This is a genomic window from Dietzia sp. IBK-p2-16D, assembly GCF_057773085.1.
In genome coordinates, this window is sequence record NZ_JBYMTL010000007.1 from 228,840 (window position 1) to 252,895 (window position 24,056).

Genomic DNA, 24,056 nt, shown 5'->3' on the forward strand with positions numbered 1-24,056 from the left:
TCCGGGAGACTCACTCCCCCGCCCGCCACGACGGACCCTCTGGGAGACTGTTCCCATGAGGGTCACGGCCAAGTCCGACTACGCCTTGCGCGCACTCGTCGAGCTGGCGACGGCACAGCTCGACGTTCCGGACGCCGCTCCCCGCGAGAACCCGGTCAGCGCCGAGGAGTTGGGGCGGCGGCAGGACATCCCGCACGGCTTCCTCCAGGCGATCCTGTCGGACCTGCGCCGGGCCGGGATCGTGGCCAGTCGCCGGGGGAAGACCGGCGGCTGGTTCCTCGGCCGCGCCGCCGGGGACATCTCGGTCGCCGACGTCCTCCGAGCCGTCGACGGACCACTGGTCAGCGTCTATGACGTCCGCCCCGAATCGGTGGTCTACAACGAGCGCGCCGCGATCCTCCAGCACGTGTGGATCGCCTCCCGCGCCGCGCTGCGCCGGGTGATGGACGCCGTGACGATCGCCGACCTCGCGGCCGGGCACCTCCCGGGCGAGGTCCACGCACTGACCCTCGACACCGACGCCTGGGAGGCCCGCTAACGCTGACGGTAGCGCTCGAGCGCTCTCATGGCCGGGGACGCCGACGCACCGTGGATGGCGATGGACGCGACGATCACCAGCGACACCGCGGGCCAGAGTGACCAGCCGTCGTCCTTGGAGAAGTAGCCCATCGCGTAGCAGAGATAGAACAGTGACCCGACGCCCCGGACACCGAAGGCGGCGACGAAGAGCCGCTCGGGGCGCCGCAGTTTGCGATCGCCCAGCAGGGCGATCCAGGCGGTGAGCGGCCTGATCACGAACAGGACCCCGGCCGCCACCACCGCGTGCGACCACTCCAGTCGGAAGACCGCGTCCGAGATGAACGACGCCCCGATCACCAGCAGGACCAGAAGCGTGAGCAGGTGCTCGGTGAACTCGATGAACTCGTGGGCCCGGGCGTGCTTCTCGTCGTGACGCTCCGCCGCGCGGAGACCCAGCGCCGCGCAGAACACCGCCAGGAATCCCCATCCGCCCACGAGTTCGCCGACTCCGTAGGCCAGGAGCAGCGTGGCCACCGCGGCCGCGGGTTCGGCATAGCCGACGAGGCGGTGCTCGCCGATGCGGACCCGGTAGAGGGCCGCCCCCACCAGCCGGCCGATGACCCACCCGGCCACGGCCCCGATGACCGTCTTGCCCACCAGGTCCCAGGCCAGCCAGGTCCAGACCCACTCCGAGGGCGGCCCCTTGGTGGCCAGGAGGATCGCGAGGTAGACGAACGGGAACGCCAGCGCGTCGTTGAGGCCCGCCTCCGACGTGAGGGCGAAGCGCGCCTCGTCGTGCTCGTCGTCGACCTTCTCCCCCTCGCCGTGACCGGGGCCCTCCACCTGCACGTCGGAGGCCAGCACCGGGTCGGTCGGGGCGAGTACGGCCCCGAGCAGGACCGCGACCGCCGGGGTCAGGCCGAGTGCCCACCACCCGAGCACCGCGACGCCTGCGATCGACAGCGGCATCCCGATGGCGAGCAGACGCCAGGTGGTGCTCCACCCCCGGAAGGTGAGCGGACGGTCGAGCGCCAGGCCGACGCCGAAGAGCGCGACGATGACGGTGATCTCCGCCATCCGCTCGGCGAGCTCCGCGTGCTCGATGACGTCGACGAGCTGCGACTCGTTGGGCATGAGCCAGCCGATGAGCATGCCCACGCCCACCACGACGATCGGCGCGGACAGGACCCGCTCGCGGAGCAGTCGCGGAAGGAGTGAGCCGACGAGCAACGCCGCCCCGATGACCGCGTACATGAGGTCGGTATTGGCCACCGCAGGAGTGTGGCCCCACGGGGGGTCGACGCGCCACCGGACCGCGTCAGGCTCGGGCGGCCGCCTGCTCCGCGGGCTCGTCCCGGTGCACCGAGAACCGGCGCACGAGGATCCTCCACACCAGCGGCCCCACCGTGACCAGCACCAGCGTGATGACGCCGATGAGGAGCGGGGACGCACCCAACATCGCCGAGGCGGTCACGGCCAGCACGATCGTGATTCCGCGACGGATCAGCCCTTGCGGGACGCGGCTGGCGAACTTCGAACCGAAGAACGTGCCGATCGCACCCCCGATCAGCAGCGGGACCAGCAGGCCCCAGTCGACCCCGGTGACCATCACGTGGCCGATGGCCGCCGCGATCACGAGCGGGACCGCCTGCACCAGGTCGGTGCCCACCAGCCGCAGCGCGGCCAGCGTGGGGTACAGCAGCATGATGCACATCATGATGACGGTGCCCGAGCCCACCGAGGTGATGCCCACCATCAGGCCACCGATCACCCCGACCAGCAGGGTGATGAGCGGCTTGACGGGCGGGTCGGGGTCGTCACCGGTGCGGATGCGCCCGGACATCTCGAAGAAGGCCCGCAGGAAATAGGCCGTCGAGGCCACGATGAGCGTGGCACCGATGGCCTTCTTGAGCAGGCCCTGCACGTCGTCGGCACCGATCGCGTGGACGAGCCACGCGCCCAGGTAGGCCGTCGGCACCGACCCCAGGACCAGCCAGAACGCGATCTTGAGATTGGGCTTGCCGTGCCGCCAGTGCACGCCCGCACCGACGACCTTGTTGACCGCGTTGACCACGAGGTCGTTGGCGACCGCCGCCGTCGGCGGGATGCCCACGAGGATGAGCGCCGGCGTCATCAGCGCACCGCCGCCCATCCCCGTCAGACCGATCACCACGCCAATCACCGCACTGACGACCAGCAGCCCGAGCGACTCGTAGGTCCAGAGGGCCTCGGGCACCGGCTCAGATCCCCAGGATGGAGCTGAGGATCCGCTGCGCGACCTCTTCGGCCGTCCCGTCCTCGGGACGCACGTGCAGGTCGGGCGTCAGCGGCGGCTCGTACGGAGCGGACACCCCGGTGAACTCCGGGATCTCGCCGGCCCGGGCCTTGGCGTACAGGCCCTTCGGGTCGCGGGCCTCGCACTCGGCCAGCGGGGTGTCCACGAAGACCTCGGTGAAGGGCAGGTCGGCCTTGGCGTGGACCTGACGTGCCGCGTCGCGGTCGGCGCGCATGGGCGAGATGAGGGAACAGATGACGACGACGCCGGCGTCCGCGAACAGCGCCGCCACCTCCGCGGTGCGGCGGATGTTCTCGGCGCGGTCGGAGGCCGAGAACCCGAGGTCGGCGTTGAGCCCGTGCCGCAGGTTGTCGCCGTCGAGGATGTAGGCGGGGTGCCCGGACTCGATGAGCAGGCGCTCGACCTCGGAGGCGATCGTGGACTTGCCCGATCCGGACAGTCCGGTGAGCCACAGCGTGCGGCCCTGGCCCCGGTCCCCGCGCTGGACGGCCCCGGCGTGCCAGACCACGTTGGACCCCGTGGTGGCGGGCCCGATGATCATGCCCGCGCCCACGGTGTTGCCGGTGATCTCGTCGACCATGATGAACGCACCGGTGTCGCGGTTACGGCGGTACGGGTCGTACATCAGCGGGGTCTGCGTGCGCAGGCCGATGCGGCCGATCTCGTTGAGGTCGAGTTCTGTGGAATCCGGGTCGCGGTGCAGCGTGTTGACGTCGAGCCGGTACTCCATCCCCGTGACGATCGCCTTGGTGTCACGGGTGGTGTGCTTGATGACGTAGCGCTTGTTCTGCTGCAGCGTGGTGACGTCGTCGAACCAGCAGATCATCGCCTCGAGTTCGGTGCCCTGGTGCGGACGGTTGCCCGGACGGGCGATCATCTCGCCGCGGACGATGTCGATCTCGTCGTTCAGCGCGATCGTCACCGCGGCGGGCGCGGCGGCCTCGTCCAGCTCCGCCCCGCCCGGACCCCAGATCGCCTTGACCGTGGACTGTCGACCGGACGGCATGACCACCACGTCGTCGTCGACCTTGATGATGCCGCCCGCGACGGTGCCCGCGAACGAGCGGTGATCCAACCCGTCGGCGCGCTGGGGGCGGATCACGTACTGGACCGGGAACCGGACGTCGGTGAGGTTGCGGTCCGAGGCGATGTGGACGTTCTCGAGGTGGTCGAGCAGCGCCGGGCCGGTGTACCAGGGCATGGCCTCCGAGCGGTCGACCACATTGTCGCCCTTGAGCGCCGACAACGGCACGAAGGTGACGTCGTGGACCTCGAGCTTGGCGGCGAAGTCGGTGAACTCGGTCCGGATGGCCTCGAAGGTGGCCTCGTCGTAGTCCACCAGGTCCATCTTGTTCACCGCCACCACCAGACGCGGGATGCCGAGGAGCGCCGACAGGAAGGCGTGCCGGCGGGTCTGCTCGAGCACGCCCTTGCGGGCGTCGACGAGGATGATCGCCACGTCGGCCGTGGAGGCGCCGGTGACCATGTTGCGCGTGTACTGCACGTGGCCCGGGGTGTCGGCGATGATGAACTTGCGCCGCGGGGTCGAGAAGTAGCGGTAGGCCACGTCGATCGTGATGCCCTGCTCCCGCTCGGACCGCAGCCCGTCGGTGAGCAGCGCGAGGTCGGTGTACTCGTCGCCGCGCTTGGCGGAGGTGGCCTCGATGGAGGCGAGCTGGTCCTCGAAGATGCCCTTGGAGTCGAACAGCAGTCGGCCGATGAGGGTCGACTTGCCGTCGTCGACGGAGCCGGCGGTGGCGATACGCAGCAGCTGGGCCTGCTCGGACATGGTGTGGCCGGGCTCGGCGGTGGCGTGCCCGGTGGTGGCGTGCCCGGTCTCGGCCGGGCGCGTCTCGGTGGTCGGGGTGCTCATCAGAAGTAGCCCTCCTTCTTGCGGTCTTCCATGCCGGCCTCGGAGATCCGGTCGTCGGCACGGGTGGCGCCGCGCTCGGTGACGCGGGTGCCCGCGACCTCGGCGACGACGGCGGCGTTGTCGGTGGCGTCGGACTCGACGCAGCCGGTGCAGGTGGCGTCTCCGACCGTGCGGAAGCGGACCAGCTCGGTGCGCGCCTCCTCGTGCGGGAGGGTCTCGAGGAACCGGGTCTTGGCCAGGAGCATGCCGTCGCGCTCGATGACCTCGCGCTCGTGGGCGTAGTAGATCGGCGGGAGGTCGATGTCCTCGCGCTCGATGTACTGCCAGATGTCGAGCTCCGTCCAGTTGGACAGCGGGAACACGCGGATGTGCTCGCCCTTTCGGTGCTTGCCGTTGTAGAGCTTCCACAGCTCGGGGCGCTGCGCGCGGGGATCCCAGGCGCCGAACGCGTCTCGGAACGAGAAGACGCGCTCCTTGGCCCGGGCCTTCTCCTCGTCGCGGCGGGCGCCGCCGAAGACCGCGTCGAAGCGGTTCTCCTGGATGCCCCTCAGCAGGGCTGCGGTCTGGAGACGGTTGCGGCTGGTGCCGACACCGGTCTCCTCGACCACGCGGCCGGCGTCGATGTCGTCCTGCACGTGGGACACGAGCAGCTGGACGCCGGTCTCGGCCACGACCCGGTCGCGATACTCGATGACCTCGTCGAAGTTGTGACCCGTGTCCACGTGCATGAGCGGGAACGGCATCGGCGCGGGCCAGAAGGCCTTGCGGGCGAGGTGGAACATCACCACCGAGTCCTTGCCGCCGGAGAAGAGCATCCCCGGGCGTTCGAACTGCGCGGCTACCTCGCGGAAGATGTGAACGGACTCCGCCTCGAGCGCGTCGAGATGCGAGAGCGTCACCGCCGACCTCGTCGTCATGCGACCTCCAGTGTCGTGGGCCGTCCGGAACACCGGGCGGCTGATGGCAGACAGATCTGTCTGCCCTCGGGCATCCGGACCATCGTGCGCCCGCGAGGCCCGGATATGCACCTCGGTGAGCACAACCACCGTGCACCTGTCGACTAATCGACATATCCTGTCGACTATGCGACACGAACCGACAGGTCGGGTGCTCTCGGTAATCGAGTCCCTCGCGACCGACGGCCCTCCCCTACCCCTGGCCGAACTCGCCCGGATCACGGGCGCCAGCCGGTCGACCCTGCACGCGGTGCTGGCCGAGATGGAGTCGCAGGCCTGGGCGGACAAGGTCGGCGGTGGGTGGCGGGCCGGGCCGAGGCTGCGCGAGGTGGGTACGGCACTGGCCGCCGAGGTCGATCTCGTCCGGGCGGCCCGCGAGCCCCTCGAGCAGCTGGCCGACGCCACCGGTATCGCCGCTGTGGTCTTCGAGGTCCGCGACGGGATGGCCGAGGTCGTGGACTCGGTCGGCGCCGGCATGAGAACCGCCTCCCGGGAGGTCATGCCCGTCGGTCACGTGGTCCCGGTGCGTGCGCCCTTCGCCCGCGAACTGGCGGCCCGCCTCCCTGTGGTCGAGCAGCGCCGGTGGCTCGCCGACTCCGCGGGGCTCACCCCCGCGGCCCGGGACCGACTGGAGACGGTCCTGCCGCAGATCGCGCGACGCGGGTGGTCGATCGAGCGGCTGACCCCCGCACGCCGCGAGCTGCTGCGGATGGCCGATTCGCTCGAGGCGTCCGGCATCGGCGCCCTGGTCCGGGACCGCGTGTCCGAACTGTTCGTGGAGCTGTCCGAGATCGACGTGACCAACGCCGAGCTCGACTCCGCCGAGGACCTGGCGGTGGCCTCGGTCGCCGCGCCCGTTCTGCGTGCGGACGGCCGCGCGGTCGGCTCGGTGGCCGTCGCCCCGGGACGGCGCATGACCGGTCGGTCCGTCGCCCGTGCCACCCGGGCGGTCAGCGCGTGCGCCGACGCGGTCTCCGCCCGGCTGGCCTCGCGGCCGGGACCCGCCCTCGCCACCGGCCTGCCCTCGCACCTCGTCCACCCGGCGCACGCGGCCCGGCACCCCTGATCCCGGCCCCGCCCGGCCACCGCCGCACCTCCGCCCGGCCACGCCCGCCCCGCGCGGCCACCGCCGCACCCCCGACCGCCCCGGCGTCCGTATGGTGTAGATCACACCGATCGACCGGCCGGAGGCGCCCTGTGACCCAGACCGTCCGCCCCTCCTCCCCTGCCCCCGGTGAGGACCACATCGATCTGTCCTGGCGCCGATCCGCGTCGTGCGGACTCACCCCGAAGAGCGCCCGGCCCGGAGCCCCCGACCCACGCGCATCGCGCTCCCACCGGCTCGCGGAAGCCGCCCGCCCGGTGATGGACGACCTGGACGAGGTCCTCAAGGACACCGGGGCGATGCTCCTGCTCGCCGACCGCGAGGGTCGGGTCATCCGCTCGGTACGCGACAACGCCCGGATCTCCCGCATGCTGCTGCGGCGAGGCGTCGACGACGGGGCCACCCTGACCGAGGACGCGGTGGGCAACAACGGCATCGGCACGGCCCTCGAGACCCGCGCCGGGGTGTTCATCCACGGCGAGCAACACTTCGCCGAGGTCCTGCGCGACTTCGTCTGCTACGGGCACCCGATCATCGACCCGCTCACGCGACGCCTGGTCGGCGCGGTGGATCTGACGGGCATGAGTGCCGACGCCTCCCGCATGTTCGCTCCGTTCGTACGGAAGATCGTCGCGGACATCGAGGCCCGCTACGTCGACACCGCCCGTGCCGACGACCGCGAACTGTGGCACCGGTTCGTCGAACGTACCCGCACCTCGGACACCGCGACCTGTGCGTTCGGTGACGAGGTCGTGCTGGCCTCGCACTCGAGCCTGGAACGGCTGGACTCCCGCGACCTCGGCAGGCTCCGACGCCTGGTCGACCGGGACGAGCTCGGTGACTCCGTGGAGCTGTCGGTGGGTACGGTCGGGGTGCTCTCGAGCCGGGTCGGACGTCGTGGGCACCTGCTCGACCTGGTCTTCCCGGACCATCAGCACCCGGCCGTACCCGTCCTGGGCAGCACCCGACCGGCCTCCACCGCCCCCGACGCCGCCTCCATCCCGGGGACGTCGGCGATGCCCGCCGCCTCCGCGCCCGGCTCCTGCGGCGGGGTCACCGGACCGACCCACGCCGTGGTCGGCCCCTCCGGGTCGGGACGGTCGACGACGGCGCGGGACATCGCGGGCCCGGGCGCCCTGCACGTCCGTCTCGCAGAAGCCGACAGCGCCGACGCCGCGTGGATCGGTCTCGTGGTGCCCGCCTTGCGCGACCAGGGCGATGAGGGACGACCGCTGGTCCTAGACGACATCGACCTCCTCGACGACGCCGACCTGCGCCGCCTGGCAGCACGCCTACGGTCGGCGGGGGCCGCCCTCGTCGTCGTCACCAGTCGCGAGGACCCCCGCGCGGCGGTGACGGAGGCACTCGACGCGTGCGGGACAAGGACCGTTCTGCGGCCGCTGCACGAACGCGGGGCCGAGAGCGCCGAGATCGTCGCCCGGATGGTGGCAGAGCTGACCGCCGGGAAGGGGCTCGCCCCCATGGTCCCCACGGCGCGCTTCACGGACGCCGTCTGCGCCCTGGACCTGCCCAACGGTCTGATCTCCCTGCGGTCGATCCTGACCGAATGCCTCTCCGAGTCCGGGCACACGGGGTCGACGACGCTCGACGTGGACTGCCTGCCGGCCCGTGCCCGCACCGGACGCCCGCCCCGGGCCGGGGAGCTGGCGAGAGGCGAGTACGACGCGATCGTCGCCGCCCTGGCCGGATGCGACGGCGTCCGGTCACGCGCCGCCAAACGACTGGGCATCAGCAGAACCACCCTGTACGCCCGGATGCGCGAGTTCGGCCTGTCCTAGCGGGAGGGCGTCGGCCCGGCCCCTGCCCGGCGTCGGGCGTCGGCCCGGCGCCGTCGATGCTGTCGGCGTTGTCCATATTGTCCAGAATCTGAACACTCGGCGTGCCAACCGCGACCCCATGATGGGTTGTGACCGGCATCACATAAGAGCCGGTCGGATTTCTGGAGGACATCATGACCGGCACACTCTCCCGCGACACCGGCACCACCGGCCGATTCGACGAGCGGCTCAGCGCCGAGGCCCGCGAGTTCCTCGCCCGCCCGCACCAGTTGTTCATCGACGGCCAGTGGGTGGACGCCGCCGACGGCCGCACGTTCGGCACCTTCGATCCCGCCACCGGCGCCGAGATCGCGCAGGTCGCGCACGGCGGACCCGCGGACGTCGACAAGGCGGTGGCCGCCGCGCGCCGCGCATTCGACGACGGCAAATGGGCCGGCATGAAGCCCAACCAACGCGAACAGATCCTGTGGCGGATCGGCGACCTGCTCGACGCCAAGGCCGAGATGCTCGGACAGATCGAGGCACTCGACAACGGCAAGTCCGCAGCCATCGCCACCGCCGTCGACGTGGCGTGGGCGGCCGACGTGTTCCGCTACTACGCGGGCTGGTGCACCAAGATCGAGGGCTCCACCGTCAACGTGTCCATGCCGTTCGCCGGCGACAAGCAGTTCCACGCCTACACCCAGCGCGTCCCGGTGGGTGTGTGCGGCCAGATCATCCCGTGGAACTTCCCGATCCTCATGGCGTCGTGGAAGCTCGCACCCGCCCTGGCCACCGGCAACACCCTCGTCCTCAAGCCCGCCGAGCAGACACCGCTGACCGCGCTGCTGCTGGGCGAGATCATGGCCGAGGCCGGCGTTCCCGACGGCGTGGTCAACATCATCACCGGGTTCGGCGACGCCGGCGCCGCCATCTCCGCCCACCACCACGTGGACAAGGTCGCCTTCACCGGGTCGACCGAGGTCGGCAAGCTCATCGTGGACGCCGCCAAGGGCAACCTCAAGAAGGTCTCCCTCGAGCTGGGCGGCAAGAGCGCCAACATCGTCTTTGCCGACTGCGACTGGGACGCCGCCGTGGCCGGTTCCGTGGCCGCCTGGATGTTCAACCACGGCCAGGCCTGCACCGCCGGCACCCGACTCTACGTGGAGGACTCCATCTACGAGGAGTTCACCCAGGCCGTGGCCGACGCCGCCGCCCAGGCCACCATCGGTCACGGCCTCGACCCCGCCACCACGCTCGGCCCGGTGGTCGACCAGGACCAGTTCGACAAGGTCTCCTACTACCTGCGCGCCGGGATCGAGGACGGCGGGCGGGCCCTGACCGGCGGTGGGCGCCACGGCGACACCGGCTACTTCATCCAGCCCACCGTCTTTGTGGACGTCGAGGCCGACCACCGGGTGGTCACCGAGGAGATCTTCGGCCCCGTCGTGGCGGCCCTGCGCTTCTCCGACCTCGACGACGCGGTCCGCCAGGCCAACGATTCGATGTACGGCCTGGCCGCCGGAGTGTGGACCCAGGACATCTCCAAGGCACACAAGGTCGCGAGTCGACTTCACGCCGGCTCGGTGTGGGTCAACCAGTACAACGGCTTCGACACCGCCATGCCGTTCGGCGGGTTCAAGCAGTCCGGCTGGGGCCGCGAGCTGGGCCAGGGTGCGCTCGACCTCTACACCCAGACCAGGTCGGTCAACATCCAGCTCTGAGTCATCGGGCTCCGCGAACCGGGACCCGGCGTCCCCGTGACCGCTCCGGGGACGTCGGCGACTCCCTCTCCTCCTACTCAACCCTCCCCCTTGCACCTGTCCACCCTGCACTTCCCACCCTGCACTTCCCACCTCCTGCGCTCCCCGAAAGGAACACCGCCGTGAAGACCAAAGCAGCAGTACTGTTCGACCTCCACAAGCCGTTCGAGATCATCGAGCTCGACTTGGACGATCCCGGCCCCGGCGAGGTGCTGATCAAGTACACCGCCGCGGGCCTCTGCCACTCCGACCTACACCTGTCCGACGGCTCGCTCCCACCGCGCTTCCCGATCGTCGGCGGGCACGAGGGAGCCGGCATCATCGAGGCCGTGGGCGTGGGCGTCACCAAGGTCAAGCCGGGTGACCACGTGGTCTGCTCCTTCATCCCCAACTGCGGGACCTGCCGCTATTGCTCGACCGGCCGACAGAGTCTGTGTGACATGGGCGCGACGATCCTCGACGGTCACATGCCCGACGGCACCTTCCGCTTCCACTCGGACGGCAAGGACTTCGGCGCCATGTGCATGCTCGGCACCTTCTCCGAGCGCTCGGTGATCTCGCAGCACTCGGTAGTCAAGGTCGACGACTGGCTGCCGCTGGACAAGGCGGTGCTGGTGGGCTGCGGCGTGCCGTCGGGCTGGGGCACCGCGACCTACGCCGGCAACGTCCGCCAGGGCGACACCGTGGTGATCTACGGCATCGGCGGCCTGGGCATCAACGCCGTCCAGGGCGCCGTCCACTCGGGGGCCCGGCACGTCGTGGTGGTGGACCCCGTCCAGTTCAAGCGCGACGAGGCACTGAAGTTCGGCGCCACCCACGCCTTCGCCGACGCCGCCGAGGCCCACGCCGAGGTCGAGAAGCTCACCTGGGGCCAGATGGCGGACCAGGCCCTCATCCTGGTCGGCACCGTCGAGGAGCAGGTCGTCTCGAGCGCCTTCGACGTGATCGGCAAGGGCGGCCGGGTCGTGATCACCGGCCTGGGCAACATGACCGACAAGACCGTCCAGGTCAGCGGCACGATGATGGCCCTGTTCGGAAAGACCATCACGGGCACCCTGTTCGGCTCGGCCAACCCGCAGTACGACATCGTCAAGCTCCTGCGACTGTATGACGAAGGCAAGCTCAAGCTGGATGAACTCATCACCACGACCTACACACTCGACCAGGTGAACGAGGGCTACCAGGACCTTCAGGACGGCAAGATCATGCGAGGCGTGATCATCCACGACACCTGATCCGTCGCCGGCAGCCGTCCCGCCAACTCCGCCCGCAGCCGCGCGCAATCACTGCATCCGCTCACGAACTATCGTGGGCGGCTGCAGTGATTGCGCGCGGTTGTCCGGCGAGACCTGGTCCAGGACTGCCAGACCCTGAATTTCACAGGGCCGGCTTTTCCACAGGGCCCGGCCACCGGCCTTCTTTGTGGGCCGGATTCACCAGGGGGCCCTGGCACCGTTGCCGCCATGACACCAGCGATCCCGTTTGTCACGGGGCAACCATTCACCACGGCAGAGGCGACCCGGGCGGGACTGTCGCACCGCGCACTCACTGCCGCGGTCTCTGCAGGAAGCCTGATCAGGAGCAGGCACGGGTGGTTCCATGTGCCCGTCGCCGGTGAGTCCCGGAAGGCCTCCGCCGTCAGGTCCTCCAGGATCGCGCTGGCGGAGGGGCCGGCCGGGGCACTGATCAGCCACCACACGGCAGCGGAGCTCCACGGCCTCCCCCTCGTCAGAACCCGGACCCAGGGCGTCCACCTGACGGTCGGCCGGCCCGCCGGAGGCCGCAGGACCCCTCACGTCCAGATCCATACCTCTCCGGGGAGTTCCCTGTCAGCCACCGAGGTCGACGGCATCCCCGTCACGACCGTTGATCGGACGATCATCGACCTTGCCCGCACAGCAGGCTTCGATGCGGGTGTCTGCGCGGCAGACCATGCGCTGCGCCTGAAGTTGGTCACGCGGGCTTCCCTGGTGAACGAGCTCGAACTCCACCGCGGCCGCACCGGTGTCGCGATCGCCCGAGAGGCTGTCGAATTTGCGGACCCGCTCGCGGAGAGCCCCGGTGAATCGCTCTCGCGCTGCGTCATGAGATCCCTGCGTGCGATTCCGGCGCCTCGACTGCAACATCGATACCTCTCCGAGGAGGGGCAGGTTATCGCCCGGACCGACTTCTCCTGGGGAGAGGGCGCACTGGCCGGGGAGTTCGACGGCAGGATCAAGTACTCCGGCCGCGCCCGCAACAGCGCGGACCCGAGCGAGGTGGTGTGGCTCGAGAAGCAGCGCGAGGACCAGCTGAGGGATCTCGGCGTCGTGGTGATCCGGTGGATCTGGGACGACCTGTTCAAGCCCGTCCGGTTCGAGCGACTGCTGCTCGGCGGGCTCCGACGAGCGCACCTCCTCTGACCTGTCCACAGCCGACCTCACGCACCGGCCAGCAGCGCACCTCACGCCATCCGCGCGCAACCACTGCAACCGCTGACGAATTCTCGTGCGCGGCTGCACCGTCTGCGCGCGGATGCTGACGCGGCTGGGCACGGCGTGCGGCTGGGCCCGGCACGCGGCTGGGCACGGCGTGCGGCTGCGCCGAGTCGGCTCAGGGCGTGGGCGCCCCGCCCGTCACCGACAACGTGTTGCCGGTCGTGTACGACGACTCCTCGGAGGCCAGATACACGTACGCGCCCGCCATCTCCACGGGCTGGCCGGGCCTGCCGAGCGGATTCTTCTGCCCGAAGTACGGGAGCTTCTCCGGCTTCTGCCCGCCGGTGACCTGCAACGCGGTCCAGAACGGCCCGGGCGCGACGGCGTTGACGCGGATCCCCCGGGTCGCGAGCTGCTGCGCCAACGCCTTGGACATCGTGTTGACCGCAGCGCGAGAGGTCGCGTAGTCCACTAGGCCCGGCGACGGGGTGTAGGCCTGGACAGACGAGGTGAAGATGACGCTCGCACCGGGCTGCAGGTGACCGAGCGCTTCCTGCATCATCCAGAACGGGGCGGAGATGTTGACGTTCATCGTCTCGGACCACTGCTCGGAGGTCAGGTCCTCCAGGTTCTCCACGTACGTCTGCCGGGCGGCGTTGAGCACCAGCACGTCGATCCCGCCGAGCCCCGCGACGGCGTCGCGGACGATCCCCCGCGCGACCTCCTCGTCGCCGACATCGCCGGGGAGCAGCACGCATGTCCGCCCGGCCTCCCGGACCAGTCGCGCGACCTCGTCGGCATCGGACTGTTCGGACGGCAGGTAGCCGATCGCGACATCCGCGCCCTCGCGGGCATACGCGATCGCCACGGCCCGGCCGATCCCCGAGTCGCCTCCGGTGATGAGCGCCCGCCGACCGGTGAGGCGACCGTGGCCGACGTACGACGTCTCGCCGTGATCCGCGGGCGGGTCGAGCTCCGACGCGAGCCCCGGAACGGGCTGCGACTGCAGCGGAATCTCCACCTCGTACTTGGAGGTGGGATCGACCAGCACGGCGCCGTCGACCAGCACCGCGGCGTCGGGCTGGACGGCGTCGGGCTGGGCGGCGTCGGGCTGGAGAGCGTCTGGCTGCTCGGAGGGCGAAGCGGTGGGGTCGGTGCTCACGTGTGGGCCTCCTGGATCGTGTGGCTGCATCGACCGTACGCCCCGCCGCGCGACCACCCGTCCGGATGCGAGGTCGTCCCGAATCCCCCACACTGCGGAAGAGAACTCAACTTCCCTCGAGACGAAGGAGCAAGCATGCCCCGCTACCGCGTGATTGACCCCGAGCAGAACGTGATCGACGAGAAGGAGTTCGCCGACGACACCAAGGCCTACGACTGGTTCAAGACGGTCGAGGTCCCGGACGACGCGCTCGGTTACGCCATGGAGGTCGACATGGACGGCAAGTGGACACGCTTCGAGATCAACGACGGCGGCACCAACACCTCCCCCGCGGCCGACGAGGGCACCGGCATCGCCTGAGCCCGCCCCCGCGGACAGCGTCACTCCGCCTCGCCCATCCCACTTCTCGTGGGGGGAGCGGGGCGGAGTCGCTCATTTCGACCGCCCCGCCCGGTGGAGGTGGCCGCGGATGGCGAGCATCATCGAATCCATCCGCGCGGCCTCGTCGAGCAGTTCCGCGACGACGGCCGGCGCGTTCGAGCGATTGTCCAGGCAGGCGGTGTTGGCCCGCTCCAGCAACCCGGCGAAGTCCGGATCGGCATCGAGGTGGTCTCTGATCTCGGGGTACGCGCCCTCCAGCGGGGTGCCGATCCCCAGCGTGAACCGGATCTCGTACCAGCGGTCGAGGGTCTGCGTCAGCGCTTCCAGCGCCAGGAGGTGGGTCCGCCGGGCCGAGTCCACCGCCCGCTCGGCGGTGAGCTGCACCGGGTCGGCCCCGAGTCTGAGCCGTCGGCGGCGGGCCAGATCCGCCAGCCCCGACTGCACCAGCCATCCGGTCGCCGCAACCCAGGTGGCCAGCCCGGCGACAACCGTGAGCAGGAGCAACGCGAGGATGAGCGGCACGACATCACCCCCCGCCCAGTGCTCGCAGGACGAGCGTCAGTGGGACGGACAAGAGCACCGCCGCCGAGATCCCGGCCCCGATCAGTTTTCCCACGCCCGTCCAGCGCAGCTCCGCGCACTCCGCAGCGAGCGCAGCGGCTGACAGGGGCGACGCGAGACGCCCGGCCGCTGCCGCGTGCGCCTCCGCGACCGTCGGCCAGGTCGCGGAGACGTGGGTATGGGGGTCGCTACCGAGGTCCTCGGCGACGACCAGCGCCCGCTGCTGATCCCATTCAGCCAGCCGCTGGTCGAGTTCGTGCACCGCCGCCTCGGCCGCCTCGATCCGCCGCCCCTCGGCGGTTCGCGGGGAGGTGACCGACGGCAGTTCCATACCTCCAGCTTCCCCCACCCGAGCTGGGCCGGGCAAGGGTCAGCCCATGACCAGACCGCCGTCCACGATGAGGTTCTGCCCGGTCACGGCCCGTGCCCACGGGGAGGCGAAGAACAACACCGCGTCGGCGAGCTCGGCCGGGGTGATCACCCGTCGCAGCGGGGTACCGGAGGCGATGATGTCGAAAACCTCTTCAGGTGTAGCGGCGCTGGCGTCGGTGGTGCGCAGCAGGCCGCCCGAGACCATGTTGACCGTGATGCCGTCCGGCCCCAGATCGGTGGCCAGGGTCCGGGTGAGCGAGAGGGCGGCGGCCTTGGCGGCGGTGTAGTCGTGGTACGGCACCACCGGGTGCTGGAACAGGTTGGTGCCGATGTTGACGATCCGGCCGAATCCGGCCTCACGCATCCCCGGCAGCGCGGCCTGGGTGGTGGCGAGGGTGGCCTTGACCGCGCCGCGCAACTGCGAGTCGAAGTCCTCCCAGGTGAGGGTCTCCGGACGCGGCCGGGCATCGCCGTTGAACTCGAAGTCGGCCAGCGCGTTGTTGACCACCGTGCTGATGGGCCGACCGAAGTGGGCGCGGGCCGCGTCGAAGAGGCCGCGCACGTCGTCGTCGTCGGTCACGTCGGCGCGTAGTGCGACGGCGCGGTCCTCGCCGAGCTCACGGACGAGGTCGGTGGCGGCGGCCTCGCTGCGTCGATAGTTGACGACGACGAGGGCGCCCTCGCGGGAGAAGGCGCGGATGATCTCCACGCCGAGTCCGCGGGCTCCGCCGGTGACCAGGACGACCTGCTCGTTGATACGCATGCTGTTGTTTCCGGTACTCACTGCCACTCGCTTCCCGGTGGTTCCGCACGGAGAACGTGTTGAGTACCCGCCCGGCGCCCGGCGCGCGGGGACCGCACGACTGCGAGGCGACGCCGCCCGGGGCGACGCACACGACATTCCTCCGCTGGAACTACCCAGTTCAGGTTCGACGGGTGTGATCTCAGCTGCCCGGACGGGCAGCACCCCGTGTCGAAGCCGAGCCTACCCCGAGATTGCACCAGCTCACCGGCCCCGGCTCAGTCGAGCCCTCGCTTCATATTGTGGGCATTGCAGTCCTTTCTTTCACTTAGGCAACGAGAAAGGGATACGTTTTCAATGTCACCGACTCACGCCATCATTCAGCCAGGGGATCGCTTCATGTACTTTCTCGTCTTCCTCATGGGCATGGCCCTCCTCGTCGGGTTCTTCTGGCTGTTGTCGCAACTGCTTCCCTACCTCATCGGGTTTGCAGTCCTGACCGTCGTGGTAATCGGCGGCATGTACGTCTTCAGCAATAAGAGCGGTTAGAACGGACAAGAATTGCGACAATCGGGCCACTATCCCGTGCCCGCCCGCGACAAGCGGCAACCGTCTGCTCCCGCTTCCGTTCCCTTTCTGAGAATCGGGCTGCTAGTGACCCGATCCGATCCGCCCCGCGCACCTGGACACCCGTCCTAGGATCTGCGCATGACCCCCGCCCCGCCGCGCGATCAGCGCCCCTCCGACACCGCTGATGTCATCGTGATCGGCAGCGGTTTCGGTGGCGCGGTGTCGGCTCTCCGGCTCGCCGAGGAGGGGCGTTCGGTCCTGGTGCTCGAACAGGGTCGTCGTCATACCCCCGCCGATCTCCTCGCCGCCCGCACCGACCCGCGCAGGTATCTGTGGCTGCCCGAGCTGGGGCTCAGGGGATTCTTCTGGCAGCGGGTCCTGCGGCACGTGGGCATCATCGGCGGCGCGGGCGTGGGCGGCGGCAGCATCGTGTGGGCCGGCGTGCTGCTCGAGCCGTCCGACGAGTTCTTCACCGACCCGGCCTGGCCCCCGGTGGCCGACGGGTGGCGCGCCCAGCTGGCCGGGCACTACCGCACCGCCGCCCGCATGCTTGGCCGCGAGACGACGCGGTTCGTCGGGGAGATGGACGAGCACCTCGAGGCCACGGCCCGGTCGATGGGCGCCGGTGGGACGTACGGCCCGACCCCGATGGCGATCTGGTTCGGCGCACCCGGCGACGAGGCCGTGACCGTGCCGGATCCGTTCTTCGGCGGCGAGGGGCCCGACCGCACCGGGTGTCGCCTGTGCGGGGCGTGCCTGGTCGGCTGCCCGTACGGCAGCAAGAACACCCTCGATCTCAACTACCTGTGGCTGGCCGAGCGCCGCGGCGCACGGATCCGCCCGGACACGAAGGTCGACACGATCGCCGAGCGCCCCGACGGTGGATTCGAGGTCCGCACCGCGGGCGGGGAGACGCTCCACGCGGCCGAGGTGGTGGTGGCGGCGGGCGTCCTCGGCACCGTCGAATTGCTGTTCCGCTCCCGCGAGCTGGGCCTGCTCCCCCGCGTCTCGGCCCGGCTCGGAGAGGGCGTGCGCACCAACTCCGAGGCCATCACCGCGGTCCTGGCCGACGACCCGGACGCCGACCTCACCCGCGGCCCCACCATCTCGAGCGAGTTCTACCCGGACGCCGCCACGCACGTGACCCAGAACCGGTACGTCGGCGGCTGGCACATGCGGCTGCAGCTCGGCCCGCTGGTCGACGGCGCGGACCCCGCCCGTCGCCGGCGCGCGGCCCTGGCCGAGCTCGCCCGCCACCCTGTGCGGCAGGTGCGGCTGATGACCGCGCGCAACTTCATCGAGCGCCTGAGCGTGTTCACGGTGATGCAGAACGTGGAGAACGAGATCCGGCTCGTGTTCGACCGCTCCCCGATCACGCCGTGGCGGCGGGTGTTGCGGTCGCGGGCCGGGGAGGGCGAGCCTGCCCCCGGCTATCTGCCGCAGGCCAACGAGGTCGCGCGGCGATTCGCCGAGTCCGTGGGCGGTCGGCCCCTCAACCTGCTGCTCGAGAGCGTGGGCGGCAAGTCGATCACCGCCCACGTGCTCGGCGGCGCGGCGATGGGCACAGATGCCTCCGACGGCGTGATCGACACCGATCACCAGGTCTTCGGGCATCCGGGACTGTACGTGGTGGACGGGTCGTCGATCCCGGCTAACCTCGGCGTCAACCCGAGCCTGACCATCACCGCCATGGCCGAGCGGTTCGCCACCCGCTACCGGGCCCGCCGCGCCGTGTCCCCCAACCCCGCGTCCCCCACGATCGGAGCCCCGTGACCGCCGCCCTGCCGACCTCGCTCGGCCGACTGCGCGCCCTGTTCTCGCAGGCCGCGCCGCCGACCGACCCGCCCGCCCCGGGCGACTACCTCGTCACCTTTCTCGGCCCGGCACCGCTGAGGGTGGTGGCGCCGCGCGCGATCGCCCTCGGCGGGATGCCGGGCTGGCAGGGCAAGCGTTTCGCCCCCGGGGGCGGCGCGATGAACCTGGTCGACGACGACGAGGGCCGCCCGCCACGGGAGACCCTGCCGATGCGGGTGACGCTGGAGTCCTCGTGGCTCGACGGCGGTCAGGTGATCGTCTGCTCGTACGGCGCCTCGAGCCCGGTGCCGTGGCGCTGGGTGCGGGACGAATTCCGGCCGCTCGACGACCGGCGCCTGATCGGCCTGACCTTCGCGGGCGGGCCCTGGTCGCGGGTCGCGGCGGCTCCGCTGCTACTCACCCGGGCCTAAGCGCGGGGTGGGCGGCCGGGCGGGTCGCCGGCCCGGCCGCGGCCACGACCGGTCGGCGGACCGTGGCTAGCCCGAGGTCTCGTACCTCGCCGCCAGGCGCGAAAGCGTCTCGGTGATCCCGGCGGCGTTCTGGTCCGCGACGCCGACCTTCTCGAAGAACTTCCCGATCTTCGAGGTCCGGTTGTCGAAGCTCTCGGTGACCTCGGTGCGCCCGTCCGCGGTCGGGGCGAACTCCCAGCGCCAGCGGTGGCCCGCGGGGTGAGCCCACTCGATGACCTTCCGCTCGGGGGTGTCGATGTACTCGGTGACCGTGCTGGTGATGCGGTACGGGACGCCGTACATGCGCATCGAGGTGGTGAACTTGGCGCCCTCGGACAGGGTCGACGGGCCCTTGATGTTGTCGCGGACCGTTCCCGACCCGTCGACGAGCCCGTGCTTCCGCGGGTCTGTGACGAGCGCGAACAACTCCTCGGCGGGGGCGTTGACGGTGACACTGCGGGCGACGACGCGGGGGCCGCGGTCGACGGTGGTGATGGCTGTCATGGCGGATCAGTCCTTCCGGGAGCCTCGGGATCGGATCACATCACGATAGGGCCGCGGCCGGTACCGCAGTGGTCTGTAATCGGTGGTGAGTGGTTGGTGGCCGGCGGTCAGTGCGAGGTTCGTCGCGCCACGTCACGCCACAGTTCGGCGACGCTCCCCACGACCACACCGATGCCGGCGCCCATCACGATCCAGGTGGCCAGGCTCGGGGCGCCGGCGATCACGGCCCCGAGGACGGTGCCCACCCCGGCTCCGTAAACGAGCCCCAGCCCGACGAGCGGTCCCGCCGCGTATGCCCTCATGGGTGCACGCTACGACCACCCCGGAGCGGGATCAACGGATCAGTGCAGACGCACCTGGCGGACATGGCCCGCGGCGTCGTGGCCTGGGGCATCATCACCGCTACGTCACTCCGCAGCCCACCAACGGGCCGGGCTCCCGCGAAAGGAACCACCTTGATCACCCTCACCGTCCTGTACCCCACGCCCGAGGACGTCGAGAAGTTCGACGAGTACTACATCGGGACGCACATCCCCCTCGCCCACAAGGTGCCCGGCCTCGAGGATGCCAAGGTCACCCGCTTCCTGCCCGGCCCGGACGGATCCGCACCCGAATTCCACCTCATGGCCCAGCTGTACTTCGCGGACGCCGAGGCGATGGGTGCTGCGATGTCCACCGAGGAGGGCCGGGCCCTGGTGGCGGACGGCGCCAACCTCGGCGTCACCCCGTCCATGCTCGTCGGCAGCATCGAGTAGCCGGCAGCACCGGGTAGCAGCCCGGGCCCGACCCGTCAGCGCGAGCAGGACGGGCCTGGGCTCGCGCGTCACCGGACGTCCGCCGCTCCCCACGACCCGAGCCAGATCGCCTTGACGGACGCCAGCATCCGGGCCGACTCGGCCTCGGCGGGCTTGAGCGAGCGGTCCTTGTAGAACGCCATGACGATCATGTCCGTCAGCCTCTCCACGATCGCCCCGTGGTCATCGGACAACGGGGAGATCAGACCGGCCTTCGCGTCCCGCCCCATCTGCTCCGAGAGGTGACGATTCAACCCGGTAACCAGATCGGTCCAGCGGGCCCTCACCTTGTCGTCGTATCCCGTCGCCTGGACACCCGCCACCATCACCTGGTCGTGTTCCACCCACGCGGCGTATGACTGGCCGAACAACCGATCGAAGTAGTCGGAATGCGGTTCCCCGGCCCGGCGGTGGTAGCTCCCGATGGTCTGCACCCAGGCATCCCACGCCCGGCCGACCAACTCACCCAGAACGTCGTCCTTGGACTCGAAGTAGAAGTAGAAGTTGGGCCGCTTGATCCCGGCGGCCTCGGTGATGTCCTTGACGGAGATGTCCAGCGCCGGCATCTCGCCGAGCAGCTTCTCGAAGCCGTCGAGGATTCCCTGCCGCTGCACCTCACCCTTCGGGATCCGCCTGCGACGGCCGTCGATCGCGTCGGAGGCCGTTGTCGGTGACGGGCCGGAAACCATGGTCGCCAATCCTAGGGTCGTGGGGCGCGCGGCTCGACAGGCGTGCGGGCCGGCGGAGACATCCGGTGGAGGCGCCCGGCGATGTGCGGGAGGCCGCCGCCCGACCCCGGGGTCGGGCGGCGGCCACGCGGTAGAGGTCCTCGGTCAGGCCACGGGGGCCGCAGCGCGGGACAACTCGAACACCAGGCCCTCGAAGCGGCCCGAATTCCACCAGTCCTCGATCATGTTCCAGAAGTCGATCTCGGACGAGTTGTACACGTCGCGGAACACGGCCTTGGACACCTCGCCCTGGCCGTTGTAGTACCCCGGGGTGCACGCGCCCCAGTAGGCCTCACGCGGCTCGTTCGACCGGCGCACCTCCGCGACCCAGTCGGCCTCGGCTTCGGCCGTCGCCTCGAATGTGCCGAGGTCGTTGTCCAGCAGGTGCTTGACCAGTCGCGCGGCGTGCCGCGCCTTGCGGTCGAGCATGTAGACGAAGTTGACGTAGTAGGCGGTCTGCGACATCCCCAACTCGACGAAGTTCGGGAAGCCGTGGGTGAAGAACCCGTGGTAGGTCCGGGCGCCCTCGGAGAAGTAGTCCTGCATCGAGTGGCCGCCGCGCCCGATCACGTCGTAGCCGTAGATGCCCGCCGGGCCGGACCCGGTCTCGAAGCCGGTGGCGAAGATGATGCAGTCGACCTCGTAGTGCGTGCCCGCCACGACGATTCCCGTGGCGGTGATCCCGTCGATCCCGGTCGGCGACGCGGCCAGGGTGACGTTGGGCCGGTTGAACGTCTGCAGGTACTCGTCGTTGAAGCACGGCCGCTTGCACATGTACCCGAACCACGGCTTGAGCTTGTCGGCGGTCGCGGGATCCGAGACGATCGAGTCGACCCGCTGGTGGGCACCCATGAGCAGCTTCATGTCCGCGAGCTCGGCTACCAGCGCCTGGTCCGCCTCCGGGAGCTCACCGACGGGACTGTCGACCAGGGGCTGGCCGGTCAACTGCGGGAACAGGTGGGTCCAGCCGTCGTCGACCAGGTTCCCCTCCACCTCGTGGCCGGAGATGATGCCGTTGAAGTTGTCATGACGCTCGTACTGCCAACCGGGCCGGAGCGACTCGGCCCACTGCGGGTCGGTCTTGCGGTTGTTGCGCGGTTGCACGACGCTCGGCGTGCGCTGCACCACGACCAACTCCTTGGCGTCCTGCCCGAGGTAGGGCACCACCTGCACGCCGGTGGCGCCGGTGCCCACCACGGCGACGCGCTTGTCCCGCAGGTTCTCGAGGTTCCCCGCTGCCGACCCGCCGGTGTAGTCGTAGTCCCAGCGGCTGGTGTGGAAGATCGTGCCCTCGAAGTCTCCGATGCCGGGGACCTTGGGCAGCTGCGGCTTGGTCAGCGCGCCATTGGAGCGCATGAGGACGCGGGTGCGGAACCGGTCGCCGCGGTCGGTGGTGACCTCCCAGCGCTGCGCCTGCTCGTCCCACTGCGCGTGGGTGGCGCGGGTCTGGAAGTAGGTCTTGGCGTAGAGGTCGTAGTGTCGGCCGATGCGCTGGGCGTGCTCGAAGATCTCGGCGCCGTCGGCGTAGCGCTGGCTGGGGATGTACCCGGTCTCCTCGAGCAGCGGCATGTAGATGTGCGATTCGATGTCGCACTGCACGCCCGGGTAGCGGTTCCAGTACCAGGTGCCGCCGAAGTCGCCGCCGTACTCGACGATCCGGAAGTCCTCGACGCCGTTCTGCGTGAGGTAGGCACCGGCGGTCAGCCCCCCGAACCCGCCACCCAGGACGAGGGTGTCGAGCTCCTCGGTGACCGGCTCGCGGGTGATCGGGTCGGAGAACGGGTCACTGTCGTCCACCTCGAGGACATCTTCCAGGCCCTGGAACTGGGCCAGTTGGTCCTTGCGCAGTCGGGCCTGCTTGTCCGCCTCGAAGCGCTGGCGGAGGTGGTCGGGGTCGAAATCGATGTCGAGGGGGATCTTCGACTCGGGGAGGGTAAAGGCCATGCTGGAGTCCTTTGGCGAAGGTGCGTCCACCGGGAGGGGCCGGTGGACGGGGTGTCGAACAAACTTGACGCTCCGTCAAGTTGTGATGAGCATTACATGCTCGGTGTGATCCGCGCAACAGTGAGCGCGCGGGGTGGCGAGGACCAGCTCAGATGGAGGACCCGGCCGGCTGGCCGGTCGTGGCTGCTCAACGTGGGTACGGTGGCGTCATCATGACCCCTCCGATCTCCCCCTCCTCCGGGCCGGCGTCGGGCCGGCCCCGCGACCCCTCGACCGGGCCCGCTGACCGACCCGCGCCCAGCCGACCGCGGGTGGTGTCGGTGATCGGTGCCGGCGCGATCGGCGGGGCGGTGATCAGGGCACTGGAGAAGGGCGACGTCCCCGGCGCCCTTCTCGGCGATGTGCTCCGGTCGCACAGCTCGGACGAGGAGGTCACCAGCGCGATAGAGACAGCCGACGTCGTGGTCGAGGCCAGCAGCGTCGAGGCTGCCGAGGAGTTCATCCCGCGCGTGACGGCCGGCGGCAAGGACATCGTCGTGTGCTCCTGCGGGGTGTTCGCCCGTCACGAGGACCCGCGCGACCTCCTCGCGTCAGGGTCGGGCGCCGGGCGCGTGCTGGTGCCCGCCGGGGCTATCGGCGGGCTCGACATCCTCTCCGCTGCGGCACGTGTGGGGGACGACGACGCCCGCCTGCGGCACTACACCATCAAGAGCCCGGCCGCCCTGAACGTCGACGAGCAGCTCGCGGAGAGCCGGGAGGTGTTCCGCGGCTCGGCTCGAGAGGCGGCGCTGGAGTTCCCGCTCACGTCCAACGCCTCGGTCGCGCTCGCGTTGGCCACGTTGGGGCTGGATCGGACCGAGGTGATCGTGGTCGCCGATCCCCAGGTGCGGCGCACTCGCCACGTCGTGGAGTGGGAATCACCGATGGGGCGCTACGAGCTGCAGTTCGAGAACTCCGTGGACCCCGACTCCGGTGGCCGCACCTCGGCGATCACCGCCTGGTCTGTCGCGGAGGTCCTCGCCTCGCTCGGCGCGGGCGCGGGCCCGGGCGTGGTGGTGCTCAGTCCGGACCCGGGTCGCGGGTAGCGGGTAGCCGGTAGCCGGCAGCGGTAGCCGGCAGCGGGGCCGGACGAGCGATCCGCCAGCTCAACCGGGCCGGGGTGCGCTGGCTCTGCGGCTTACGCGCCCTCTCTGGTCCGTTTTCCCAGCGCACCCCCCCTCTGAGGCGTACGTTTCGGCAGCGTAAGTCAGTGGGACAGCGCATCCGGCGGAGGGTGTGTCATGTCGATGGACATCGGTGACAGTTCTGCCTAAGGACATCGGTGACA

The 24,056-nt window shown here is 70.2% G+C and carries 24 protein-coding genes and 1 riboswitch; of the genes, 12 read left to right on the forward strand and 12 right to left on the reverse strand.

From position 1 onward, the window contains the following. Positions 1 to 55: 55 nt before the first annotated feature. Positions 56 to 538: an RrF2 family transcriptional regulator gene (locus tag AC3DE3_RS15440; RefSeq protein WP_260488582.1), complete on the forward strand. Its 483-nt coding sequence runs from the start codon at positions 56 to 58 to the stop codon at positions 536 to 538. Here AC3DE3_RS15440 and AC3DE3_RS15445 read toward each other — a convergent pair. The 4 genes from AC3DE3_RS15445 to cysD are packed head-to-tail and all read right to left on the reverse strand — an operon-like array spanning position 535 to position 5,605. Continuing rightward, a complete protein-coding gene (locus AC3DE3_RS15445) occupies positions 535 to 1,791 on the reverse strand; it encodes a cation:proton antiporter (protein WP_488370542.1) in 1,257 nt (418 codons plus the stop codon). The two genes, AC3DE3_RS15440 and AC3DE3_RS15445, sit on opposite strands and share 4 nt — an antisense overlap. A gap of 46 nt (positions 1,792 to 1,837) precedes the next feature. Continuing rightward, a complete protein-coding gene (locus tag AC3DE3_RS15450; RefSeq protein WP_488370543.1) occupies positions 1,838 to 2,755 on the reverse strand; it encodes a sulfite exporter TauE/SafE family protein in 918 nt (305 codons plus the stop codon). A 4-nt stretch (positions 2,756 to 2,759) separates the two neighbouring features. Next, positions 2,760 to 4,688, reverse strand: coding sequence for a sulfate adenylyltransferase subunit CysN (cysN, locus tag AC3DE3_RS15455; protein ID WP_488370544.1), 1,929 nt, complete (start codon positions 4,686 to 4,688; stop codon positions 2,760 to 2,762). After that, the gene (gene cysD / locus AC3DE3_RS15460; RefSeq protein WP_260488585.1) at positions 4,688 to 5,605 is read right to left on the reverse strand and encodes a sulfate adenylyltransferase subunit CysD; all 918 of its coding nucleotides are present in this window, start codon (positions 5,603 to 5,605) and stop codon (positions 4,688 to 4,690) included. Before cysD ends, cysN begins: the two co-directional genes overlap by 1 nt. 166 nt (positions 5,606 to 5,771) lie before the next feature. Between cysD and AC3DE3_RS15465 the strand changes: the two genes are divergently transcribed. From AC3DE3_RS15465 to AC3DE3_RS15485, 5 genes are all read left to right on the forward strand, one after another. Beyond that, positions 5,772 to 6,710, forward strand: a complete 939-nt coding sequence (locus tag AC3DE3_RS15465; RefSeq protein ID WP_488370545.1) for an IclR family transcriptional regulator — start codon at positions 5,772 to 5,774, stop codon at positions 6,708 to 6,710. A 131-nt stretch (positions 6,711 to 6,841) separates the two neighbouring features. Further along, a complete protein-coding gene (locus AC3DE3_RS15470; RefSeq protein WP_488370546.1) occupies positions 6,842 to 8,548 on the forward strand; it encodes a helix-turn-helix domain-containing protein in 1,707 nt (568 codons plus the stop codon). Positions 8,549 to 8,721: 173 nt separating this feature from the next. Then, positions 8,722 to 10,251 (forward strand): aldehyde dehydrogenase family protein, encoded by a 1,530-nt coding sequence (locus tag AC3DE3_RS15475; RefSeq protein ID WP_488370547.1) that lies wholly within the window; start codon positions 8,722 to 8,724, stop codon positions 10,249 to 10,251. Between the two features lie 161 nt (positions 10,252 to 10,412). After that, a complete protein-coding gene (locus tag AC3DE3_RS15480) occupies positions 10,413 to 11,525 on the forward strand; it encodes an NDMA-dependent alcohol dehydrogenase (protein WP_260488590.1) in 1,113 nt (370 codons plus the stop codon). 366 nt (positions 11,526 to 11,891) lie between these two features. After that, entirely contained in the window at positions 11,892 to 12,692 is an 801-nt protein-coding gene (locus tag AC3DE3_RS15485; RefSeq protein ID WP_488370548.1) for a hypothetical protein, read from the forward strand. Positions 12,693 to 12,882: 190 nt separating this feature from the next. Here AC3DE3_RS15485 and AC3DE3_RS15490 read toward each other — a convergent pair whose 3' ends face one another. Then, the gene (locus AC3DE3_RS15490) at positions 12,883 to 13,776 is read right to left on the reverse strand and encodes an SDR family oxidoreductase (protein WP_488370564.1); all 894 of its coding nucleotides are present in this window, start codon (positions 13,774 to 13,776) and stop codon (positions 12,883 to 12,885) included. Positions 13,777 to 14,004: 228 nt separating this feature from the next. Between AC3DE3_RS15490 and AC3DE3_RS15495 the strand changes: the two genes are divergently transcribed. Beyond that, positions 14,005 to 14,229, forward strand: a complete 225-nt coding sequence (locus AC3DE3_RS15495; protein ID WP_182634560.1) for a hypothetical protein — start codon at positions 14,005 to 14,007, stop codon at positions 14,227 to 14,229. A gap of 72 nt (positions 14,230 to 14,301) precedes the next feature. On the opposite strand, the gene AC3DE3_RS15500 is transcribed toward AC3DE3_RS15495, so the two are convergent. From AC3DE3_RS15500 to AC3DE3_RS15510, 3 genes are read right to left on the reverse strand one after another with little or no spacing between them, the layout of a single operon-like run. Continuing rightward, on the reverse strand, positions 14,302 to 14,772 hold the full coding sequence (locus AC3DE3_RS15500; RefSeq protein WP_260488593.1) for a hypothetical protein: 471 nt from the start codon (positions 14,770 to 14,772) through the stop codon (positions 14,302 to 14,304). Between the two features lie 4 nt (positions 14,773 to 14,776). Next, positions 14,777 to 15,142: a hypothetical protein gene (locus AC3DE3_RS15505; protein WP_488370549.1), complete on the reverse strand. Its 366-nt coding sequence runs from the start codon at positions 15,140 to 15,142 to the stop codon at positions 14,777 to 14,779. A gap of 39 nt (positions 15,143 to 15,181) precedes the next feature. Further along, entirely contained in the window at positions 15,182 to 15,946 is a 765-nt protein-coding gene (locus tag AC3DE3_RS15510) for a 3-oxoacyl-ACP reductase (protein ID WP_488370565.1), read from the reverse strand. A 120-nt stretch (positions 15,947 to 16,066) separates the two neighbouring features. Then, positions 16,067 to 16,164, reverse strand: a riboswitch (TPP riboswitch). Positions 16,165 to 16,324: 160 nt separating this feature from the next. Between AC3DE3_RS15510 and AC3DE3_RS15515 the strand changes: the two genes are divergently transcribed. The 3 genes from AC3DE3_RS15515 to AC3DE3_RS15525 all read left to right on the forward strand — a co-directional run bounded on the left by AC3DE3_RS15515 (position 16,325) and on the right by AC3DE3_RS15525 (position 18,720). Beyond that, positions 16,325 to 16,474 (forward strand): hypothetical protein, encoded by a 150-nt coding sequence (locus AC3DE3_RS15515; RefSeq protein WP_488370550.1) that lies wholly within the window; start codon positions 16,325 to 16,327, stop codon positions 16,472 to 16,474. Positions 16,475 to 16,633: 159 nt separating this feature from the next. Next, positions 16,634 to 18,268 (forward strand): GMC oxidoreductase, encoded by a 1,635-nt coding sequence (locus AC3DE3_RS15520; RefSeq protein WP_488370551.1) that lies wholly within the window; start codon positions 16,634 to 16,636, stop codon positions 18,266 to 18,268. After that, a complete protein-coding gene (locus tag AC3DE3_RS15525; RefSeq protein WP_259821684.1) occupies positions 18,265 to 18,720 on the forward strand; it encodes a hypothetical protein in 456 nt (151 codons plus the stop codon). The genes AC3DE3_RS15520 and AC3DE3_RS15525 overlap by 4 nt, the downstream gene beginning before the upstream one ends. A 66-nt stretch (positions 18,721 to 18,786) precedes the next feature. On the opposite strand, the gene AC3DE3_RS15530 is transcribed toward AC3DE3_RS15525, so the two are convergent. Next, positions 18,787 to 19,263, reverse strand: coding sequence for an SRPBCC family protein (locus AC3DE3_RS15530; protein WP_488370552.1), 477 nt, complete (start codon positions 19,261 to 19,263; stop codon positions 18,787 to 18,789). 107 nt (positions 19,264 to 19,370) lie between these two features. After that, a complete protein-coding gene (locus AC3DE3_RS15535; RefSeq protein WP_488370553.1) occupies positions 19,371 to 19,565 on the reverse strand; it encodes a hypothetical protein in 195 nt (64 codons plus the stop codon). A 153-nt stretch (positions 19,566 to 19,718) separates the two neighbouring features. On the opposite strand from AC3DE3_RS15535, the gene AC3DE3_RS15540 reads away from it, so the two are divergent. Further along, positions 19,719 to 20,018, forward strand: coding sequence for an EthD family reductase (locus AC3DE3_RS15540; protein WP_488370554.1), 300 nt, complete (start codon positions 19,719 to 19,721; stop codon positions 20,016 to 20,018). Positions 20,019 to 20,086: 68 nt separating this feature from the next. On the opposite strand, the gene AC3DE3_RS15545 is transcribed toward AC3DE3_RS15540, so the two are convergent. Together AC3DE3_RS15545 and AC3DE3_RS15550 are read right to left on the reverse strand one after the other, a co-directional pair. Further along, entirely contained in the window at positions 20,087 to 20,746 is a 660-nt protein-coding gene (locus AC3DE3_RS15545) for a TetR/AcrR family transcriptional regulator (protein ID WP_488370555.1), read from the reverse strand. Positions 20,747 to 20,890: 144 nt separating this feature from the next. After that, positions 20,891 to 22,729 (reverse strand): flavin-containing monooxygenase, encoded by a 1,839-nt coding sequence (locus AC3DE3_RS15550; RefSeq protein ID WP_488370556.1) that lies wholly within the window; start codon positions 22,727 to 22,729, stop codon positions 20,891 to 20,893. A gap of 212 nt (positions 22,730 to 22,941) precedes the next feature. On the opposite strand from AC3DE3_RS15550, the gene AC3DE3_RS15555 reads away from it, so the two are divergent. Then, a complete protein-coding gene (locus AC3DE3_RS15555; RefSeq protein ID WP_488370557.1) occupies positions 22,942 to 23,814 on the forward strand; it encodes an aspartate dehydrogenase domain-containing protein in 873 nt (290 codons plus the stop codon). The last annotated feature ends 242 nt before the right edge of the window (positions 23,815 to 24,056 follow it).

What these genes read in the sequence shown, in the direction of transcription:
- AC3DE3_RS15440 (WP_260488582.1), top strand. Translation starts at nt 56, where the DNA reads ATGAGGGTCACGGCCAAGTCCGACTACGCCTTGCGCGCACTCGTCGAG.
- cysN (WP_488370544.1), bottom strand. Translation starts at nt 4,688, where the DNA reads ATGAGCACCCCGACCACCGAGACGCGCCCGGCCGAGACCGGGCACGCC.
- cysD (WP_260488585.1), bottom strand. Translation starts at nt 5,605, where the DNA reads ATGACGACGAGGTCGGCGGTGACGCTCTCGCATCTCGACGCGCTCGAG.
- AC3DE3_RS15465 (WP_488370545.1), top strand. Translation starts at nt 5,772, where the DNA reads ATGCGACACGAACCGACAGGTCGGGTGCTCTCGGTAATCGAGTCCCTC.
- AC3DE3_RS15475 (WP_488370547.1), top strand. Translation starts at nt 8,722, where the DNA reads ATGACCGGCACACTCTCCCGCGACACCGGCACCACCGGCCGATTCGAC.
- AC3DE3_RS15495 (WP_182634560.1), top strand. Translation starts at nt 14,005, where the DNA reads ATGCCCCGCTACCGCGTGATTGACCCCGAGCAGAACGTGATCGACGAG.
- AC3DE3_RS15505 (WP_488370549.1), bottom strand. Translation starts at nt 15,142, where the DNA reads ATGGAACTGCCGTCGGTCACCTCCCCGCGAACCGCCGAGGGGCGGCGG.
- AC3DE3_RS15510 (WP_488370565.1), bottom strand. Translation starts at nt 15,946, where the DNA reads ATGCGTATCAACGAGCAGGTCGTCCTGGTCACCGGCGGAGCCCGCGGA.
- AC3DE3_RS15515 (WP_488370550.1), top strand. Translation starts at nt 16,325, where the DNA reads ATGTACTTTCTCGTCTTCCTCATGGGCATGGCCCTCCTCGTCGGGTTC.
- AC3DE3_RS15520 (WP_488370551.1), top strand. Translation starts at nt 16,634, where the DNA reads ATGACCCCCGCCCCGCCGCGCGATCAGCGCCCCTCCGACACCGCTGAT.
- AC3DE3_RS15530 (WP_488370552.1), bottom strand. Translation starts at nt 19,263, where the DNA reads ATGACAGCCATCACCACCGTCGACCGCGGCCCCCGCGTCGTCGCCCGC.
- AC3DE3_RS15535 (WP_488370553.1), bottom strand. Translation starts at nt 19,565, where the DNA reads ATGAGGGCATACGCGGCGGGACCGCTCGTCGGGCTGGGGCTCGTTTAC.
- AC3DE3_RS15545 (WP_488370555.1), bottom strand. Translation starts at nt 20,746, where the DNA reads ATGGTTTCCGGCCCGTCACCGACAACGGCCTCCGACGCGATCGACGGC.
- AC3DE3_RS15550 (WP_488370556.1), bottom strand. Translation starts at nt 22,729, where the DNA reads ATGGCCTTTACCCTCCCCGAGTCGAAGATCCCCCTCGACATCGATTTC.
- AC3DE3_RS15555 (WP_488370557.1), top strand. Translation starts at nt 22,942, where the DNA reads ATGACCCCTCCGATCTCCCCCTCCTCCGGGCCGGCGTCGGGCCGGCCC.